Genomic DNA, 18090 nt, shown 5'->3' with positions numbered 1-18090 from the left:
CCCCACCACCGGGGCGGGGGCGTATCTAAAGTGCCGCATGCGTCATCCTCGGTTCCGTGGTCCGCGGGGTGGGACGGCGGGCCCGTTCGTAGGCGGCGATCTCCGCCTCGTGCCGAAGCGTCGCCGCGATCGGGTCCAGTCCGTTGAGCAGCCGGTCACGCCAGTCGGCGTCGAAGGGGAATCGGTGCACGATCCCCGGCGCGCGCAGCTCCCGCCGTTCGAGATCCACCGTGACCTCGGCGTGGCCCGCCTCGCTCAGCCGCTGCAGCCGGTCCACGACCGGGGCCGGCGCGGTCACGGTGACCAGGCCGTTCATCAGCGAGTTGGCGCGGAAGATGTCGCCGTAGGAGGGGGCGACCACCACGCGGAAGCCGTAGTCGAGCAGCGCCCACACGGCGGCCTCGCGGGAGGACCCGGTGCCGAAGCTCTCCCCCGCGACCAGCACGGTGGCGGCCCGGTGACGGGGGTCGTTGAGGACGAAGCCAGGCTCGGCGCGCCAGTCGGCGAACAGACCGCCGGCGAAGCCGGTCCTCGCCGGGTTGGTGCAGAAACGCGCGGGGATGATCTGGTCGGTGTCGACGTCGCGGCGGCGCAGCGGCACCGCGGTCCCGGTGTGCGAACGGAAAGGGGTCATGGCGTCCTCGCTCACAGGTCGGAGGGTGCGGCGAGAGTGCCCGCGACGGCCGTGGCGGCGGCCACCGGCGGCGACACCAGATGGGTGCGGGCCCCGGTCCCCTGCCTGCCCTCGAAGTTGCGGTTGGTGGTGGAGGCGGCCCGCTCCCCCGGCTCCAGCCGGTCCTCGCCGAGCGCCACGCACATCGAGCAGCCGGGCGCCGCGCGGAAGTCCGCGCCCGCCGCCGCGAACACCCGGTCGAGCCCCTCCCGTACGGCCTGCCGCCGCACCCTCGCCGACCCGGGCACGACCACCATCCGCACGCCGGCGGCGACCTTCCGCCCGGCCAGGACCTCGGCGGCGGCCCGCAGGTCCTCGATCCGCGCGTTGGTGCAGGAGCCGAGGAACACCACGTCCACGGCGATGTCCCGCACCGCCGTGCCGGCACGCAGGCCCATGTAGCGCAGGGCGCGCTCGGCGGCCTGCCGGAGGCCGGGGTCCGCCAGTGCGGCCGGATCCGGCACCCGCCCGTCGATGGGCACGCTCTGCCCCGGATTGGTGCCCCACGACACGTACGGCCGCAGGCCCGCCGCGCTGACCCGCACCTCCTGGTCGAAGCGCGCCCCCGGATCGGTGCGCAGCTCCCGCCAGTACGCCTCGTCGTCCGCGGTCGCGTCCCCGAGGTACGCGGCGGTGACCTCGTCGGGGGCGACCAGCCCGGCCCTGGCGCCCATCTCGATCGCCATGTTGCACAGGGTCATGCGCCCCTCCATGGACAGGTCGGCGACGGCCTGCCCCCGGTACTCCACGACGTGCCCGTGCCCCGCCGCCACGCCCGTCCGCGCGATGACGGCCAGGACCAGGTCCTTGGCGGTCACCCCGGCGGGCAGCCGGCCGTCCACGACGACGGCCATGTCCTTGGGGCGGCGGATCGGCAGGGTCTGGGTGGCCAGCACGTGCTCCGAATGGCTGGTGCCGATGCCGAACGCCAGCGCGCCGAACGCGCCGAGCGTGGTGGTGTGGGAGTCGCAGCACACGATCGTCATGCCGGGCCGGACCAGGCCCAGCTCGGGGCCGATGACGTGCACGATGCCCTGGCTGGGGTCGCCGAGGCGGTGCAGCGGGATGCCGAACTCGGCGCAGTTGGCCGCCATCAGCGAACGCTGGCGGCGGCGGGCGGGGTCGGGGTCCAGGGCGTGCACGGACCGCGTGGGCGTGGTGTGGTCCTCGGTGCCGACCGTCAGCTCGGGGCGGCGCACCCGGCGGCCCGCCGCCCGCAACCCGTCGAAGGCCTGCGGTGAGTTCACCTCGTGCAGCAACTGCAGGTCGATGTAGAGCAGATCGTCGCCGGCACCGCCGGACCGTACCGTGTGGGTCCGCCAGATCTTTCCGGCCAGCGTCTCGGCCACGCCCGGTCACCTCGAATTCCACGACGGCAGCATTTGAGCCAGCGAATCAGGAACGCGCGGAAACGGTCAATAATCCAGTCGCCTATCTATTTGGTCCGGTGGTGGAGTTCATTGGGCCCATGGGCCGATGACACTTATTCGCGAGCTTTTAGGATTTTCGGCATGCAGCCTTTTTACGAATTCAGCGGCGCGGAACGCGCCGAACTCGCCGGCCTGCTCGGCTCCGTGCGGGCCAACCCGTACGACGACTACCCCTCGTTCGCGGCCGAGGTGGCCGCCCTGCCCGCGCCGGCCTACTTCCGGGAGGTCTGCGCGCGGATCCGCGCCGAACGCGAGTCCGGCGTCTCCGACGTGCACGCGCTGCGCGACTGCCCGATCGACGAGGTCGTGCCCGAGCTCGGCGACGAGGACCCGATCGGCGACAAGTACGCGCGCAAGCGGACCTTCGTCGGTGAGGCCTTCCTGGCCCTGTTCGCGGGCCTCTGCGGAACCCCCCTGATGGCGTACGGCAGCCGCAACAACGGCGACTTCTTCACCGACGTGGTGGCCATCAGCCGCTACAGCGGCCAGCAGACCGGCTTCAGCGACAGCGAGCTGGTGTTCCACAACGACCGCACCGCCCACTGGGCGCGGGCCGACTTCATCTCGCTGCTCGGCATGCGCTGCCCCGAGGAGGAGGTCATCTACACCACGTTCGTGAGCGGCGCGAGCCTCCTGGCGGAGTTGGCCGTCCAGGAGCAGGAGACGCTGCGCAAGCCGTACTTCCACACGCCGTTCGACGTGTACTCGCGCGACACTAACACCCGCCAGACCGTCTCAGAGGATCACCCGATCCTGGAGAACGGGCACAGCTTCCGGTACGTGGACACGGTGACCACGGTCCTGCCGGAAGCCCCGCCCGAGGCCAAGGACGCGCTCATCTCGATGAAGAACGCCCTTGTCCGCGCGGGCAAGCAGCGCCATCGGCTGAGCCGCGGCGACCTGCTGGTATTCGCCAACCAGGACGGGCTGCACAGCCGGGACCGGATCGAGATCGTGGACCGCGAGCGGGCCCGCACCCGGTGGCTGCTGAAGACCTACGCCTTCCGCGACCCGGAGGCGCTGGAGAGGCTGGAGGGCCGGTGGCTGAACGGCGTGCCCGGCCTGGTGGCCGACTGAGAGAACACGCGGGAGGGAGACAAGCGGGAGGGGCGAGCGCGAACCGCTCGCCCCTCCCGCTTGTTCAGGACAGGCTGTGTGCCAGTTCGGCGAGGGCCTGCCCGGCCTCGGGCCGCTGGGTGAGGTAGAAGTGACCACCCGGGAAGGCCCGCAGCAACGGCGGGCGGGCCACCGCGCCGACCCAGTCCCTCGCCTGCTCGGCGGTGAGGTAGGGGTCCTCGCCGCCGTACCAGACCTGGAAGTCGGCCACGGCGCCGCTGGCGGGCACGTAGGTGTCGGCCAGGTGCAGGTCGTGGCCGAGCACGCGCAGGGCGTAGGAGACGAAGTCGGGGTCGCGCAGCGTCTCCGGCGGGCAGCCGCCCCGCCCGCGCAGCTCCGCCAGCAGCTGGTTCCGGGTCCTGACCTGGAACGGCGCGCCGGGATGGCGGGCCATCCCGGCGGCCTCCATCGGCGAGTACGCCGAGGAGACCACCACCGTGGCCAGCAGGTCCAGCGCCGAGGGCGGCAGCGCGCACGCCACGCTGTGCGCGATCAGGCCGCCCAGGCTGTGCCCGAACAGCACCGCCGGCCGGTCCAGGGCCTCGACCACATGCGGCAGCAGCCCGGCCACCGCCGCCGTGTAGTCGGGCGCGAAGGGCTCGTCCTCCCGCATGCCCCGGCCGCTCAGCTCGAACAGCCGCGCGTCGCACCAGCCGGGCAGCCGCCCGGCCAGCGACAGGTACGACAGGCCGGACCCGCCCGCGTGATGGAACATGAGCACCCGCAGCCGCGGCTCGGCCGTCATGGCCCCTCCAGGGTGAGCGGCAGGCTGGTGATGCCCTGGATGAAGTTGGAGCGCAGCCGCCGGATCGAGCCTGCCACGGCGAAACGCAGCCGGTGGGAGATCAAATGGCCGAAGACGGCCGGCAGCTCCACCTGGGCGACGGGGGCGCCCACGCACCGGTGGATGCCCGAGCCGTAGGACAGGTGCCGGTTGGGCGAGCGCGTCACCTGGAACCGGTCGGCCTGCGGGAACCGCGTCTCGTCCCGGTTGGCGGAGACGTTCCAGAGGGTCACCGAGGCGCCGGCCGGGAGCCGTACGCCGCCGGCCGTCACCTCCCTGGTGGTCACCCGCTGCACGTACGCGTTGGTGGAGCTCCAGCGCAGGATCTCGTTGATCGCGGTGGGCAGCAACCCGGGGTCGGCCAGGAGCAGCGCGTGCTGGTCCGGGTTCTCGGCGAGCGCGAGCACCCCGGCGCAGGCGCTATAGGAGGAGGTCTCGTTGCCGCCGACGGCGACGTTCATGCAGTTGTAGTAGATCTCCTCCTCCGACAGCCGCCGCCCGTTGACACGGGTGGCCACCAGCACGCTCAGCAGGTCGTCGCCGGGCGCGGCGGCCCGCCCGCGCAGGACGTCGTCGAAGAACTCGAAGATCTCCGCCTGCAGCACCGCCAGCCGGAGCCGGTCGTCGCCCTCGACGTCCACGTAGAACGGGTCCCGGAAGCCGATCATCCGCCGGGTCAGCGAGATCAGGTGGTGGGCCTGCTCGTGCGAGACGCCCATGATCTCCATCAGCGCGCCCGCGGGCAGCTCGGGGGCCACGTCCACGGCGAAGTCGCAGCCGCCGTCGCGGACCGCCCGCTCCAGCGCGGCGGTCACCAGCGCCTCCACCCGGGCGCGTACCCGCGCCACGTAGGCGGGGCCGAAGACCTGGTGGATGCGCTGGCGCAGCAGCCGGTGCCGGGGCGGGTCGGCGGCCACCAGCATGCGGCCGGAGGAGGTGTCGGCCTCGCTGCGGTAGGAGCCGCCCAGCATGGCCCCGCCGGCCGAGCTGTACGACTGGTGGTCCCCGTACGCGGCCACCACGTCGTCGTAGCGGGTAAGCGCCCAGAAGCCCTCCCCCGGCCCGGTGGCGTTCCAGTGCACCGGGCGGTGGCGGCGCAGCCAGGCCAGCAGCGCGTGGTGGCGCTGCGCCACGAAGGTGTCGAGGTCGGTGAGGTCGACGAGGCCGGTCGCGTCCGCCGCCATGCTCATGCGTGCACCACCCCTCCGCGGGTCCTGATCAGGTCGGCCAGCCGGTTGAGCTCGCTGTGGGTGAGCACGTCGCGGGCGCCGAGCGGCACCTCCAGCTCGCGCTTGATGCGCTGCTGCATGCGGAACGCCAGCAGCGAGTTGCCGCCGCGGGCGAAGAAGTCGTCGGCCGCGCCGATGCGCTCCACCGAGAGCAGTTCCTCCCACAGGCCCGCCAGGTACCGTTCGACCTCGTCGCGGGGGCTCACCCACGCGTCCTCCCGGCGGGTCTGGTCGTCGAGCAGCTCGGCCAGCCGGCCCAGGTCCCGTTTGCCGTGGTCGTTGACGGGGATGCGGTCCAGCTGGATGAACGAGGCGGGGACCATGAACTCGGGGAGCTCGCCCGCCGCGTACTCGCGCAGGTTCCTGGGCGGCAGCTGCCGGTGCGGCTCGACGAAGGCGGCCAGGCGGCGGTCCTGCCCGCCGCCGGTGGCGATCACGACGGCGTCGCGCACCTCCGGGTGGCGGGCCAGCACGCGCTCGACCTCCTCCGGCTCCACCCGGTAGCCCCTGATCTTGACCTGGTTGTCGGCGCGGCCGTGGAAGTCGAGCAGCCCGCTCCCGTCCCGCCTGGCCAGGTCGCCGCTGGCGTAGAAGCGCCGCCCGCCGACGGTGACGAACCTGCGCGCGCTCAGCTCGGGGCCGCCCTGGTAGCCGCGGGCCAGGCCGGGGCCGCCGATGTAGATCTGGCCGGGCCGGCCGGCGGGCACTTCGGCCAGGTCCTCGTCGAGCAGGAGGATCTCGGCGCCCGCCAGCGGCCGGCCGATCGGGACCGAGACGGCGTCGGCGGGGACGTGGGTCACGTGGTGGGCGGCGCAGGCCGTGGTGGCCTCGGTCGGACCGTACAGGTTGTAGAGGTCTCCGGCGAAGTCGCCGGCGAGCAGGTCCCGGCAGGTGGCGGGGAAGATCACGTCGCCGCCGGTGCAGAGCACCCGCAGCCCGGCGAAGGCGTTGCGGTCCTCGCGCACGATGTGGTTGAGCGCCATGCTCGGCACCAGCATCGCCGTCACTCTGGTACGGCGCAGCTCACGCTGGACGTCGCCGCCGATCAGCTCCGGCATGGTGCCCAGCGTGACGACCTCGGCCCCGGCGGCGAACGCGCACCACGTCTCGTAGTGGAAGGCGTCGAAGGACACGCTGGACACGTGGCCCACGCGGTCCTCCGGGGTGAGCCGGGGCAGCGACGGGTTGGCGGCGAAGAAGACCAGGTTGCGGTGTTCCAGGACGGCGGCCTTGGGCGTGCCCGTCGAGCCCGACGTGAACAGCACGCACGCGGCGTCGCCGGGCCCGGGTGCGGCGGGCGCCGCCGCCGGGGCATCGTCGCGGAGTTCGTCCAGGTCGAGCGGGAAGGCCGCCAGGCCGCCCGCGGTGGCGTCTGGGCCGCCGGGCTCCACCAGCGCCAGCCGGGCGCCGGAGTTCCGCAGCATCATCTCCTTGCGGGCCCGCGGGTAGCGGGACTCGACGGCCACGTAGGCCGCCCCCGCCTTGAGCACGCCGAGCAGGGCGACGAAGGTGGGCGCGCCCCGATCCAGCAGCAGCGCGACGTGGTCGCCGGGCCGTACGCCGGCGGCGGCCAGGCGTCCGGCCAGGTCGGACGAGAGCGCGTCGAGCCGGGCATAGGTCAGGGCCCGCCGGGCGTCCCGTACGGCGGGCCGGGAGCCGTGCCGTGCCACGGTGGCGGCGAACAAGCCGGTCAGCGTCCGTGCGCCCGTTTCGGGGTTCGTGTCGGGGTTCGTGTCGGGGTTCATCGTGTTCCCGTGAGTCGCAGCTCGTCGGCCAGGCGGGCGCGGAGCACGGAGATGTCCTCGCAGTCGCCGCCGGGCCTGTCGGTGATGTGCCTGCGGTACAGCTCGTCCACCCAGCCCTCGTCGAGTTCCGCGCCGAGCTGGTCGAGCAGGTGGCGCAGGACCGAACGGCCGGAGTGGCGGGCGATCAGCATCGACCGGGTGCGGCCGAACCGGGCGGGCTCCACGAACTCGTACGTGGACGGATCGCGGAGCACGCCCTGCTGGTGGATGCCGGCCGCGGTGCCGAAGGCGTACGCGCCGAAGATGGCCTTGTTGCGAGGCTGGGCCAGGCCGATGTGGCGGCGCAGCGCGCTGTAGGCGTCGTACATGCCGGCCGGGTCCACGTCCGTGTAGAGCCCGTACCGCTCGTTCTTGTACGTCAGCAGCGCCACCAGTTCCTCCATGGCGGTGTTGCCGGCACGTTCGCCGATGCCGCCGACGGTGGTCTGCGCGCCGTCGGCGCCGGCCTGCAGCCCGGCCACGGTGTTGGCCAGCGACAGGCCGAAGTCCTCGTGGCAGTGGGTGAAGACCTGGACGTGCGGGGGCGCCCAGGCGCGGATCTTGGCGATCAGCTCGCCGTACTCGGCGGGGGTCAGGCAGCCCGAGGTGTCGCCGACCGCGAAGCAGGTGGCGCCCGCGCCCGCGGCGGCGTCGACGAGCGCGTGGAGCAGGTCGTCGGCCCCGCGCGAGGCGTCCTCCAGCGCGACCGAGACCGACGGCACGCCGGTGGCGGCGGCGAACTTCACGGTGTCGGTGATCTCGTCCACCGCCTCGGCGCGGGTGATCCGCCGCTTGCGCTCCAGGTGCAGGTCACTGGCGGTGGCCAGGATCTGGACCTCGTGGTTCTCGATGCCGCCGGCGGCCACGGCCACCTCCACGTCCTGCCGCAGCGCCCGGGAGAACGTGGTGAACCGGGCCCTGGTCAGGCTCCGCGAGATCATCCTGGTGGCCTCGGCCTCGGCGGGCGAGGAGGCGGGGAAGCCCGTCTCGATGGTGTCGACCCCGAGGGCCTCGATCCTGAGCGCGAGGTCCAGCTTCTGCTCGGGGGTCATCGCGTTTCCCGGCGCCTGCTCGCCATCGCGCAGCGTCGTGTCGAATATCGAAACTCGTCGCTGTTCCACAGCATTGTCCTCCCATTGCGCGTCGCGGCAATTCGTCGCGTGAATTCATCGAGCCATGGGCGCGGGAACAGTGTCAATCAATCGCGGAACGAACTTCCTCAACCCCGGGTCGAGAAAACTGCCGCATTTCTGCCCCGGCAAGTTCCGGGCCGCCGCGCGGGCCGCGCCTATCGTGCTGTACATAAATCGACCGCCAGCAGAGGAATGCGATGAATTCTCCGCTGCACGCGCCCGGGTTCCCCGAGGCCGACGTACGGGACCGGGCCAGGCACGGCAGAGCCCGCGCCTTCCCGCCGCTGACCGGCTACGGGCGTCTCGTCTTCGGCGCGTCCGGACGGGCCGGCGGCGACCCGATCGACGCCATGCGCCTGGTGCCGCCGATCTTCATGCCGCGGCGCCTGGAGAAGCTCATCGACCTCGGCCGGGAGCCGCTCTACAGCGACGTGGAGATGGACACCGAGATCGGCGGCTTCCGCTCGCCGCTCCCCGTGTTCGTGCCGGCCTTCGGCTCCACCCAGGCCGCCCGCGCCGACCTCGGCCTGGCCGTCAGCCGCCAGGCCGGCGCGCTCGGCGTGCCGATGGTCATCGGCGAGAACATCGTCCCGCTCATCGGCTACGGCCGGCTCGGCCCCGAGCCGCCGAAGTCGCTGCTCGGGCGGATCCGGGCGTACGGCGACGAGCTGGCCGACGGGACCGGCGGGGTCGTGGTGCAGCAGAGCACCGAGGACGCCGACGCCGAGGTGTGGAACCTCGTCTACAGCGACCCGTCGGCGCGGCCGTTCCTGGAGTCGGGGCGGCTCGCCTTCGAGCTGAAGGTCGGCCAGGGCGCCAAGCCCGGCCTCGGCGGCATGACCGTGCTGCCCGCGAGCGCGGCGGCCGCGGTGTCGCGGCACTACGCGGTGGACCCGGCCTTCGGCGACGCCGACCGGCTGCTGCGCAGCAGCACCCCCGGCACCTACACCGAGGAGATCCTGCGCCAGCAGATCCACCTGATGCGCAACAACTACCCGCGTGCCAGAGTCTGGGTGAAACTCCACCCCGGCCGGGACGTACGGCAGGCCGCCGAGATCGCCTGGGAGGCGGGAGCCGACGCCGTAACCGTGGACGGCGCGGAAGGCGGCACCGGCTGGGCTCCCACCGCTTTCCTCGACCATGTCGGCCTGCCGCTGGCCGACTGCCTGGCCGCGATCGGCCGCCGCCCCTCCTGCCTGCTGGCCACCGGCCGCGTGTGGGAGGGAAGCAGAGCGGTGAAATGCCTGGCCCTGGGCGCCCGCGCGGTCGGCCTGGGCCGGGCGGCGCTGCTGGCCGCCGACGAGGACCCCGTGCGGGGGCTGCGGCGGCTGGCCGACTGCCTGGACTTCGAGATGCGGCTGCTCATCAGCGCGCTCGGCAAGTACCGCCCGCGCGACCTGAGCCTGGAGGACGTGGGCGTCGCGACGCCCGGCCGGAGAGGAGAAACGCGAGATGGCCAACCCCTTCGAGGATGACGGCGCGATCTACCGCGTCCTGGTCAACGAGGAACGGCAGTATTCGCTGTGGCCCGCGGCGATCCCAGTGCCCGCCGGGTGGACGGCGGTGTTCGGCGACGACAGCCGGCAGGCGTGCCTGGACTACGTCGAGGCCACCTGGACCGACCTGCGGCCCGCCAGCCTGGTGGCCCGGCACGGGAGCGATTCGCCGTGAGCCCGACGCTGACCGGGATGCTGGCGGCGCAGGCGGCCCGCACGCCCGGCGCCGTGGCGGTCCGGTTCGAAGGGGCCGAGCTGAGCTACGCGGAGCTGCACGAGCGGGCGGACATGCTGGCCGCTTGCCTGGCCGCGTCGGGCGCGGGACCGGGGCGGGTGGTCGCGGTGCGCCTGGACCGTTCGCTGGAGCTGGTCGTGGCGCTGGTTGCGGTCCTCAAGTCCGGCGCGGCGTACCTGCCGGTGGAGCCCGACGCCCCCGCCGACCGGGTCCGGGACATGCTCGCCGAAGCGGCCCCGGTCCGCGTCCTCGACGGCGACCGAGTCCGGGAACTGCCGGCCAAGACGACCCCGGTCGGCGTTGAGGCCGCCCCCGTCGGCGTCCTGGGCGGCCGGACCGTACAGCCCGACCCCGCCGACCCCGCCGACGCCGCCTACGTCATCTACACCTCGGGCTCGACCGGCAGGCCCAAGGGCGTGGTCGTGCCGCACGAGGCCATCGTCAACCGGCTGCGCTGGATGCAGGCCGAGTACGGCCTGGGCCCCGACGACCGGGTCCTCCAGAAGACCCCCGCCGGTTTCGACGTCTCGGTGTGGGAGTTCTTCTGGCCGCTCGTCACCGGCGCGACCCTGGTCCTGGCCAGGCCGGGCGGCCACCGCGAACCCGCCTACCTGGCCCAGGTGATCGAGAACGAGCGCATCACCACCGCGCACTTCGTCCCCTCGATGCTGCGTGAGTTCCTCACCACGGGCACCGCGGGCCGATGCGGCAGCCTGCGCCGGGTCATCTGCAGCGGCGAGGCCCTGCCGGTCGCCCTGCGCGACCGCTGCCACGACCTGCTCCCCGCGGACCTCCACAACCTGTACGGCCCGACGGAGGCCGCGGTCGACGTCACCCACTGGCACTGCGTGCCGGGCCGCGACCCTCGCTCGGTGCCGATCGGCCGCCCGGTCTGGAACACCGAGGCCCACGTGCTCGACGAGCGGCTGCGGCCGCTGCCGCCCGGCGAGGTCGGCGAACTCTACCTGGGCGGGATCCAGCTCGCCCGCGGCTACCTGGGCAGGCCCGCCCTCACCGCGGAACGCTTCGTGGCCGACCCGCTCGGCCCCCCGGGCGCGCGCCTGTACCGCACCGGCGACCTGGCGAACAGGCGCGAGGACGGCGCCCTGGAGTACGTCGGCCGCGCCGACCGCCAGGTCAAGATCCGCGGCGTGCGGGTCGAGCCCGGCGAGATAGAGAACGTGATGGCCGCCCACCCCGAGGTCGCCCAGGCGGCCGTGCTGATGCACGAGGGCCGCCTGATCGGTTACGCCGCCGGTGCCTGGCGCGAGCCTGAGCTGCGCGAACACCTGCGGTCCAGACTGCCCGAGCAGATGGTCCCCGCCCTGCTGGTACGCGTCGCCGACTTCCCGCTCACGGCCAACGGCAAACTGGACCGTTCGGCACTGCCTCCCCCCTCTCCCGTCCGCACGGGTTCCGGCGGGCCCGCAGGCGACGCTCGCGAGACGCTGCTCACCCAGGTCGTGGGCGAGGTGCTCGGCCTGACCGGCGTGGGCGCGGCCGACGGTTTCATCGCGCTGGGCGGCGACAGCATCTCGGCCATGCGCGTGGTCGGCCACGCCCGCGCGGCCGGGCTGCGGCTGAGCACCGCCGACGTGCTGGCCGCCGGGACGATCACGGAACTGGCCGCCCGCGCGTGCGCCGCCGACGCGGAGACCGCCGGTCACGACGAGGGCCTCGGCGAGGTCCCGCTCACGCCGATCATGCACTGGCTGCGCGAGCGCGGCGGGCCCGTCGACCGGTTCAGCCAGTCGATGGTCCTGGTCACCCCGGCCGGGGCCCGCCTGGAGCGGCTGACCGAATGCCTCCGCCAGGTCGTCGGGGCCCACGGCATGCTGCGCCTGCGCACGGACCCGGACACCTGGACGCTCCACGTGCCGCCGCCTACCCCCATCGAGGTGAGGCGAGTAGACGCCACCGACGCCCGACATCCCGCGATCCACCCGGCACCGGATCGGGTGACCGAAGGAGGCCACGAACCAGGATCGGATCAGCGTGACCACATCCCGCCGGCGGCGCTGGATCGGGTGACCGAAGGAGGCCACGAACCAGGATCGGATCAGCGTGACCACATCCCGCCGGCGGCGCTGGATTGGGTGACCGGAGGGAGCCATGAGCCAGGCTCGGATGGGCCGGGCCGGAGCCGGTTGGCCGAGTTGGTGCGGGAGGGGTTGCGAGAGGCCCGGGCGCGGTTGTCGCCACGTGACGGTGTCGTGCTTCAAGCGATCTGGTTCGATCGGGGGGAGCGGCAGGGGCGGCTGGCGCTGGTCGTCCATCATCTGGCGGTGGACGGGGTGTCCTGGCGCATTCTGCGTTCTGATCTGGAGGCCGCCTGGGCGGGCCGGTCACCGACGGCGGTGCCCACATCGTTCCGGACCTGGTCGCGGGTGCTGGCCGAATCCGCGCTCAGCAGGCGGGTGACCGGCGAGCTGGACTGGTGGGCCGGCCGGAGCCCGGCCGGAGCCGGGCCGCAGCCACCAGCGGGTGGGCGTTTCACCGTCACGCTGCCCGGCGAGCTCGGCGTGGCGCTGGCCGGTTTCGCCCCCGCAGCCCTCGGCACCGACCTGCACACGGTGCTGCTGACCGCGCTGGCGCTGGCCGCGCCCGGGGAAGGGCTGGTGGACGTCGAGGGCCACGGCCGGGAGGAACTGCGCGAAGGGCTCGACCTCACCCGTACCGTCGGCTGGTTCACCAGCGTCTACCCGGTGCGCCTGCCCACCGTGGACCCCTCCGACCTGACCGGCGCGGTCGCCGAGGTCGCCCGGGAACTGAGCCTGCTCCCCGGCAAGGGGCTCGGCTACGGCCTGCTCCGCTATCTCGACCCGGAAGGCGCCCGGCTGCTGGGCGGGCGTGGCGCGCCCCGGCTCGGCTTCAACTATCTGGGCCGCTTCGCCACCGGCGGCGGGACCGACTGGTCCCTGGACCCCGACCACGACGTGGCCATGGACGATGCCGGCCACGACCTCGACGGCGGCGTCGGCGGCGAGAGCGACGGGGGCGGCAGCGCTGCGGCGCGACTCCCCGCCGCACACGCCATCGAGGTCGACGTCGTCGTTCACGATCGCCCCCATGGGCCGGTCCTGAGCGCCACCTGGACCTGGGCCGGCAGTGGAAGCGAAGCGGAGGCCAGAGCGCTGGCCGGACGCTGGCGCGACATGCTCGCCGCCCTGGCCGGGCGAGCCGCCGGCCTCGCCCGAGACGGCCGCCCCGACAGGGACCCGGCCGACGACACCTCCACCGCCGGGGACCGTCTCCACACGGAACCGGCGGACTCCGGCCCCACCGCCGGCGGCCGTCCCTCCACCGGTCCGGCCGACGCCGACCAGCCGATGATCTCGCTGAGTCGGGCGGAGCTGGATCGGATCCACGCCGAACTCCAGAAGCGCTAGGAGCCCGCATGCCCACGTCCCCCATGGTGGATGTCCTCCCGCTTTCCCCGTTGCAGGAGGGCCTGCTCTTCCACTCGATGTTCGACAAGGACTCACACGGCCTCTATGTGGCCCAGTTCACCGTGCCCCTGTCGGGTCCCCTGAACGCGGCGAGGCTGCGGGAGTGCGCCAGGACCCTGCTGTCACGTCATCCGAACCTGCGCGTCAGCTTCCACTTCCGCGCCTCGGGCGACCCCGTCCAGGTGGTTCACGCCATGGCCGTACCGGAGTGGACAGAAGTGGACTTGTCGGAAGCGCCGGGAGGCGCCGAGGCCGAGCTGGAAGCGGACTGGCGGCGTGGGATCGACATCGAGAGTGCGAGCCTGGTGCGTTTTCTGCTGATCCGCGAAGGCGGCGACCGGCATCGCCTGGTCGTCACCGCGCACCACTGCGTCATCGACGGCTGGTCGATGGCCCTGCTCCTGAACGAGCTCCTCGCCTTGTACGGCGGCCGCGAGCTCCCACCCGCCCCGGCCTTCCGTGACTACCTGGCCTGGATGAACGGCCAGGACAGGACCCACGCGCAGATGCGCTGGCGTACCGAACTGGCGGGACTGCCCGGCCCCACGCACCTGGCCGAGAAGGCGGGCAGGTCACCGGCGGCCCACGCCGACCAGGAGATGGCAGCGGCCGTGCTGCCACAGGACCTGACCGAAGCGCTGGCGGCCCGCGCGCGGGAATGCGGGATCACCGTGAACACGGCGGTGCAGGCGGCCTGGGCAGTACTGCTGAGCCACCTCACCGGGCAGCACGACGTCGTCTTCGGCAGCACGGTGAGCGGCAGGCCGGCTAGCCTGCCCGGCTCGGACGGCATGATCGGGATGCTGGTCAACACCGTCCCCGTACGGGTACGGCTGCGGCCGGGCGACAGCCTGCGCGAGGTGGCGCAGGAGATCCAGCGGCAGCGCCTGCGACTGATGGAGCACGACCACCTCGGCTTGCCCGACATCAACCGGGCGATCGGCATGAACGGGAATCTGTTCGACACCACGGTCGCGATGGACAACTTCCCGATGAGCGACTACGCCTTCGACTCGCCCGACGGCGGACCGGCCGTGGGCGGGGTCGCGCTACGGGAGAGCAGCCACTACCCGCTCACCCTGGTCGGCGTCCCCGCCGGGCGGCTGGAACTGCGGCTGCACTTCCGACCCGACGTCTTCGACCGCGACCAGGCCGCCGACTGGGTCCGCCGGCTCGCCACCGTCCTGGAGACGCTGGCGACCGCGCCCGGCACGGCCGTACGCGACCTGACCGCGCCGGCGGCGGCCGAGCGCGAAAGCCTGCTGGCCGAGTGGACGGGCGCGCCGCTCGCCGCCCCGGCCGGCGCCTGCGTGCACCACGCCTTCGCCGGGCAGGCCGCCCGCACCCCGGACGCCACGGCGCTGATCTTCCAGGACGAACGCCTCACCTACGCCGAACTCGACGAGCGCGCCGACCGCCTGGCCTGGTATCTCCTGTCCCGGGGCGTACGCGCGGGCGTGTGGGTGGGCCTGCACCTGGAGCGCTCGCCAGAGCTGGTCACGGCCATCCTCGCGGTGCTCAAAGCGGGCGGCGCCTACCTGGTGCTGGACCCCGGCTTCCCCACCGAACGGCTGCGGCAGTCCCTGACCGGCACGCGGGCGCCCCTGATCGTCACCGTCTCGGCGCTGGCGGATCGGCTGGACACACCCGGCGCCGAGATCCTCCGGCTGGACGGCGACCGGGCCCGGATCGACGGTGCCGTGCCCGCTCCTCTGCCGGACACGCGCCCGCAGGAGGCGGCCTGTGTCATGTTCACCTCCGGCTCCCTGGGCCGGCCCAAAGGGGTGATCGCGCCCCACGGGGCGATCACCACCACCCTGGCCGCCGGGGACTTCGCCCTTTTCGCCCCGGGAGACGTCGTCCTGCAGTCCTCCCCGACCTCGTGGGACGCCTTCGCCTTCGAGCTGTTCGGCCCGCTGCTGACCGGCGGGACGTGCGTGCTGCAGCCCGGCCCCACCCCCGACCCGGCCGCCATCGCCCGGCTGCTCGCCGAGCATCGCGTCACCACCGCGCATTTCTCCGCCAGCCTGCTCAACTTCCTGGTCGAGGAGCATCCCGGCCTTCTCGGCGGGCTGACCCAGCTGCTGACCGGCGGCGAGGCGGCCTCCGTGCCGCACATCCGGCGGATCACGCGTGAGCATCCGGGGCTGCGGGTGGTCAACGCGTACTCGCCGCTGGAATGCATGATGGTCTCGGTCTGGCACCCGATCACCGCCGCGGACGCCGGGCGCGGCGTGATCCCGCTGGGCCGCCCGGTGGCCGGCAAGGGCATGTACGTCCTGGACGACGACCTCCAGCTGGTCCCTCCTGGCATGATCGGCGAGCTGTACCTGACCGGCGCCGGCCTGGCCCACGGCTACCTGGCCAAGCCCGCCTACACCGCCGAACGTTTCGTCGCCGACCCGTACGGCCCGCCCGGACGGCGCATGTACCGCACCGGCGACCTGGTCCGCTGGTCCGGCCGGGGCGTGCTGGAGTTCGCGGGCCGGGCCGACGACCAGCTGAAGCTGCGCGGCTTCCGGATCGAGCCCGGCGAGGTGGAGGCCGTGCTCACCGGCCACCCGCAGGTCGCCGGGGCCAGGGTGCTGATCGGCGGGAACGGGTCCGGGGACGACCGCCTGATCGCCTACCTCATCCCGGCCGACCCCGCCGCCCTGGAGCTGCCGGAACTGCGGCGGCACCTGGCGGCGCGGCTGCCGGAGTACATGCGCCCGAGCGCATTGGTCGTCCTGGAGCACTTCCCGATCGGGCCGAACGGCAAGCTGGACCGGCGGGCGCTGCCGGCGCCCGACTACGCGGCCGAGATCGGCGCCGGCCAGCCGGCGAACGAGCGCGAGGAGGCGCTCTGCGAGCTGTACGCGCAGGTGCTGAAGCTGCCCTCGGTGGGGGTGGACGACGACTTCTTCCAGATCGGCGGGCACTCCCTGCTGGCGCTGCGGCTGGTCAGCCGGGCCCGGGCGGAACTCGGCGTCGAGCTGAGCGTGGCGACGCTGTTCCGGCATCCGACGGTGGCGGCGCTGGCCGAGCGGCTGGCCGTACCGGGATGAGGAATGTCAGGGGTCCAGCCCGCAACCGAGGGCCGAGCGCATGAGCAGCACGGCCTCCATGCGGTTGCGGGCGCCCACCTTGGTCAGCACGTGCGACACGTGGCTCTTCACGGTGGCCCGGGACACGGTCAGCCGGCGCGCGACCTCGGCCGTGGTCATGCCCTCGGCCAGCAGGGTGAGCACCTCGCGCTCCCGCACGGTCAGCGCGCGCAGCCTGCTCTCCAGCGCCCCCACCGGGGACATCGGCTTGACCTGCACGCACATCCCGACGAGGTCGGGGGACAGGACGACGTAGCCGGAGGCCGCGGCGACGGCGGCGGCCACCAGGTCGGTGACCGCCCAATCCTTGCTGATGCAGCCGCAGACGTCGGAGGCGAAGGCCGCCTCGATGCTGTGCCTGGTCCAGTCCACCCCGATGAGCAGCGCCCGTACGCCTTCGCCGGTCAGCTCCTGGACCAGCCGCACGTGGTTCTCCCTCGGCCCGGCCACGATGACGACCAGGTCCGCCTCCCGCAGCGGCCACTCCCGCACCGGGCGGCGGCTGTCGGTGGCGGCGATGAGGTCGAGCTCCGCGGCCTCGCGCAGGGTGCCGCCGAGGACGTGCCGGGAGATCGGGTCGCTGTCGGCCAGCAGCACGCGGGGCGGCTCGGCGCCACCCGCCACGATCATCGTCATGGTGAGACCACGCCCGGCACTTTGGGAAAGGCCGCGGCCTCCCACACGAATTCCGCGCCCGCGAGATAGCGGGTGAATCGCTGTATTCCCAGACCGAAACCCGCGCTCGGGGGTATGCCTTTCTTCACCTCCTCCAAATACCAGCCGTATTTCGCGGGGTTCTCCCCCGTCTCGCGAATGCGCGTGATCAGCAGCGGATAGTCGGCCTCCCGCTCGCCGCCGCTGATGACCTCGCCGTAGCCCTCGGGCATGAGCAGGTCGAAGGTCCGCAGGATCCGCGGCCGGTCCGGGTCCTCGCGCTCCAGGAAGCAGCGCGAGCCCTTCGGGTAGTCGGTGACGAACACCGGGCCGTCCGCCCGCTCGGACAGGATGCGCTCGGCCGTCCAGTCGATCTCCGTACCGGGGTCCTGGCGGTGCCCGCCCGCGATCAGATCGGCCACCGCCTCCGGGTGCGGCACCCGCGCGAAAGCCTTGGTGAGCAGGGACGCGAAGTCGGCGCGGGTACGGCCGAGCCCGGCCAGCTCCTCCTCCATCGAGTCCAGCAGGCCGCCCACGACGTGGACGATCAGGCGCTCGGCCAGCGCCATGACGTCCTCCCGGGAGGCGTGCGCCACCTCGATGTCGAGCTGGTGGAACTCGGCCAGGTGGCGGTGGGTGGAGGCGGTCTCCAGCGGCTCCAGCCGTACGTTGGGGGCCACGTACACGATCTTGTCGAAGGCCAGCAGTGACGCCTGCTTGTAGACGAAGGCGCTGGTCATGAGCTTGTAGCGGTGGCCGTAGAAGTCGACGTCGAGCTGTTTGGCGCCGCGGATGCCCGGATCGGTGACCGGGCCGATCACGGGCGGGAGGAGTTCCACGAATCCCTCCCCGTGCAGGTGCTCCCGCGCCAGCGCGAGGATCCGGTCCTGGATCCGCAGGATCGTCCTGGTCCTGGCGGAGGTGAGGTGAGCGCGGGGCCCCGGCGGTAGCCGATCGGCCATTGGGACGGCAGGATGACTCATCTGATCTGCTCCCAGAAATCGCCTGTGGTAGATAACGC

At 72.9% G+C, this 18090-nt stretch carries 13 protein-coding genes; 5 read left to right on the top strand and 8 right to left on the bottom strand.

Features of this window, described 5'->3' with window-relative positions; all coding sequences use genetic code 11:
* Positions 1 to 25 precede the first annotated feature (25 nt).
* A complete protein-coding gene (gene leuD, locus Aph01nite_RS23690) occupies positions 26 to 634 on the bottom strand; it encodes a 3-isopropylmalate dehydratase small subunit (protein ID WP_204043164.1) in 609 nt (202 codons plus the stop codon).
* 11 nt (positions 635 to 645) lie between these two features.
* Complete coding sequence (leuC, locus tag Aph01nite_RS23685; protein WP_204043163.1) at positions 646 to 2022, bottom strand: 3-isopropylmalate dehydratase large subunit; 1377 nt, start codon at positions 2020 to 2022, stop codon at positions 646 to 648.
* A 162-nt stretch (positions 2023 to 2184) separates the two neighbouring features.
* Here leuC and Aph01nite_RS23680 point away from each other — a divergent pair, with 162 nt between their 5' ends.
* Entirely contained in the window at positions 2185 to 3180 is a 996-nt protein-coding gene (locus Aph01nite_RS23680; RefSeq protein WP_204043162.1) for a TauD/TfdA family dioxygenase, read from the top strand.
* Positions 3181 to 3244: 64 nt separating this feature from the next.
* Here the strand turns inward: Aph01nite_RS23680 and Aph01nite_RS23675 are convergent, their stop codons facing one another.
* The 4 genes from Aph01nite_RS23675 to Aph01nite_RS23660 are packed head-to-tail and all read right to left on the bottom strand — an operon-like array spanning position 3245 to position 8137.
* Positions 3245 to 3964 carry a thioesterase II family protein gene (locus Aph01nite_RS23675; protein ID WP_204043161.1) on the bottom strand — a complete coding sequence of 240 codons (720 nt, stop codon included), beginning with the start codon at positions 3962 to 3964 and terminating at the stop codon, positions 3245 to 3247.
* Entirely contained in the window at positions 3961 to 5193 is a 1233-nt protein-coding gene (locus Aph01nite_RS23670; RefSeq protein ID WP_204043160.1) for a cytochrome P450, read from the bottom strand. Before Aph01nite_RS23670 ends, Aph01nite_RS23675 begins: the two co-directional genes overlap by 4 nt.
* Positions 5190 to 6977 carry a non-ribosomal peptide synthetase gene (locus Aph01nite_RS23665; protein WP_204043159.1) on the bottom strand — a complete coding sequence of 596 codons (1788 nt, stop codon included), beginning with the start codon at positions 6975 to 6977 and terminating at the stop codon, positions 5190 to 5192. The genes Aph01nite_RS23670 and Aph01nite_RS23665 overlap by 4 nt, the downstream gene beginning before the upstream one ends.
* On the bottom strand, positions 6974 to 8137 hold the full coding sequence (locus tag Aph01nite_RS23660) for a LeuA family protein (RefSeq protein ID WP_204043158.1): 1164 nt from the start codon (positions 8135 to 8137) through the stop codon (positions 6974 to 6976). Before Aph01nite_RS23660 ends, Aph01nite_RS23665 begins: the two co-directional genes overlap by 4 nt.
* A 209-nt stretch (positions 8138 to 8346) precedes the next feature.
* Here Aph01nite_RS23660 and Aph01nite_RS23655 point away from each other — a divergent pair, with 209 nt between their 5' ends.
* The 4 genes from Aph01nite_RS23655 to Aph01nite_RS23640 are packed head-to-tail and all read left to right on the top strand — an operon-like array spanning position 8347 to position 16376.
* A complete protein-coding gene (locus tag Aph01nite_RS23655) occupies positions 8347 to 9624 on the top strand; it encodes a glutamate synthase-related protein (protein WP_204043157.1) in 1278 nt (425 codons plus the stop codon).
* On the top strand, positions 9602 to 9820 hold the full coding sequence (locus Aph01nite_RS23650) for an MbtH family protein (RefSeq protein ID WP_204043156.1): 219 nt from the start codon (positions 9602 to 9604) through the stop codon (positions 9818 to 9820). The genes Aph01nite_RS23655 and Aph01nite_RS23650 overlap by 23 nt, the downstream gene beginning before the upstream one ends.
* A complete protein-coding gene (locus tag Aph01nite_RS23645) occupies positions 9817 to 13269 on the top strand; it encodes a non-ribosomal peptide synthetase (RefSeq protein WP_204043155.1) in 3453 nt (1150 codons plus the stop codon). The genes Aph01nite_RS23650 and Aph01nite_RS23645 overlap by 4 nt, the downstream gene beginning before the upstream one ends.
* Before the next feature lie 8 nt (positions 13270 to 13277).
* Complete coding sequence (locus tag Aph01nite_RS23640; RefSeq protein ID WP_204043154.1) at positions 13278 to 16376, top strand: non-ribosomal peptide synthetase; 3099 nt, start codon at positions 13278 to 13280, stop codon at positions 16374 to 16376.
* A gap of 6 nt (positions 16377 to 16382) precedes the next feature.
* Here Aph01nite_RS23640 and Aph01nite_RS23635 read toward each other — a convergent pair whose 3' ends face one another.
* Both Aph01nite_RS23635 and Aph01nite_RS23630 read right to left on the bottom strand, forming a co-directional pair.
* Positions 16383 to 17051 (bottom strand): response regulator transcription factor, encoded by a 669-nt coding sequence (locus Aph01nite_RS23635; protein ID WP_204043153.1) that lies wholly within the window; start codon positions 17049 to 17051, stop codon positions 16383 to 16385.
* The gene (locus Aph01nite_RS23630) at positions 17048 to 18031 is read right to left on the bottom strand and encodes an asparagine synthetase A (RefSeq protein ID WP_239161912.1); all 984 of its coding nucleotides are present in this window, start codon (positions 18029 to 18031) and stop codon (positions 17048 to 17050) included. The genes Aph01nite_RS23635 and Aph01nite_RS23630 overlap by 4 nt, the downstream gene beginning before the upstream one ends.
* Positions 18032 to 18090: the final 59 nt, after the last annotated feature.

This window comes from Acrocarpospora phusangensis, from assembly GCF_016862995.1.
GTDB classification, from domain to species: Bacteria; Actinomycetota; Actinomycetes; order Streptosporangiales; family Streptosporangiaceae; genus Acrocarpospora; species Acrocarpospora phusangensis.
Note: the sequence above shows the minus strand (reverse complement) of the source record. Positions and strands in the feature narration are given on the sequence as shown.

Coding starts and splice junctions, on each gene's coding strand:
- Aph01nite_RS23640 (WP_204043154.1), top strand. CDS start 13,278: ATGCCCACGTCCCCCATGGTGGATGTCCTCCCGCTTTCCCCGTTGCAG.
- Aph01nite_RS23635 (WP_204043153.1), bottom strand. CDS start 17,051: ATGACGATGATCGTGGCGGGTGGCGCCGAGCCGCCCCGCGTGCTGCTG.
- Aph01nite_RS23655 (WP_204043157.1), top strand. CDS start 8,347: ATGAATTCTCCGCTGCACGCGCCCGGGTTCCCCGAGGCCGACGTACGG.
- Aph01nite_RS23630 (WP_239161912.1), bottom strand. CDS start 18,031: ATGGCCGATCGGCTACCGCCGGGGCCCCGCGCTCACCTCACCTCCGCC.
- Aph01nite_RS23670 (WP_204043160.1), bottom strand. CDS start 5,193: ATGAGCATGGCGGCGGACGCGACCGGCCTCGTCGACCTCACCGACCTC.
- Aph01nite_RS23650 (WP_204043156.1), top strand. CDS start 9,602: ATGGCCAACCCCTTCGAGGATGACGGCGCGATCTACCGCGTCCTGGTC.
- Aph01nite_RS23665 (WP_204043159.1), bottom strand. CDS start 6,977: ATGAACCCCGACACGAACCCCGACACGAACCCCGAAACGGGCGCACGG.
- Aph01nite_RS23675 (WP_204043161.1), bottom strand. CDS start 3,964: ATGACGGCCGAGCCGCGGCTGCGGGTGCTCATGTTCCATCACGCGGGC.
- leuD (WP_204043164.1), bottom strand. CDS start 634: ATGACCCCTTTCCGTTCGCACACCGGGACCGCGGTGCCGCTGCGCCGC.
- Aph01nite_RS23680 (WP_204043162.1), top strand. CDS start 2,185: ATGCAGCCTTTTTACGAATTCAGCGGCGCGGAACGCGCCGAACTCGCC.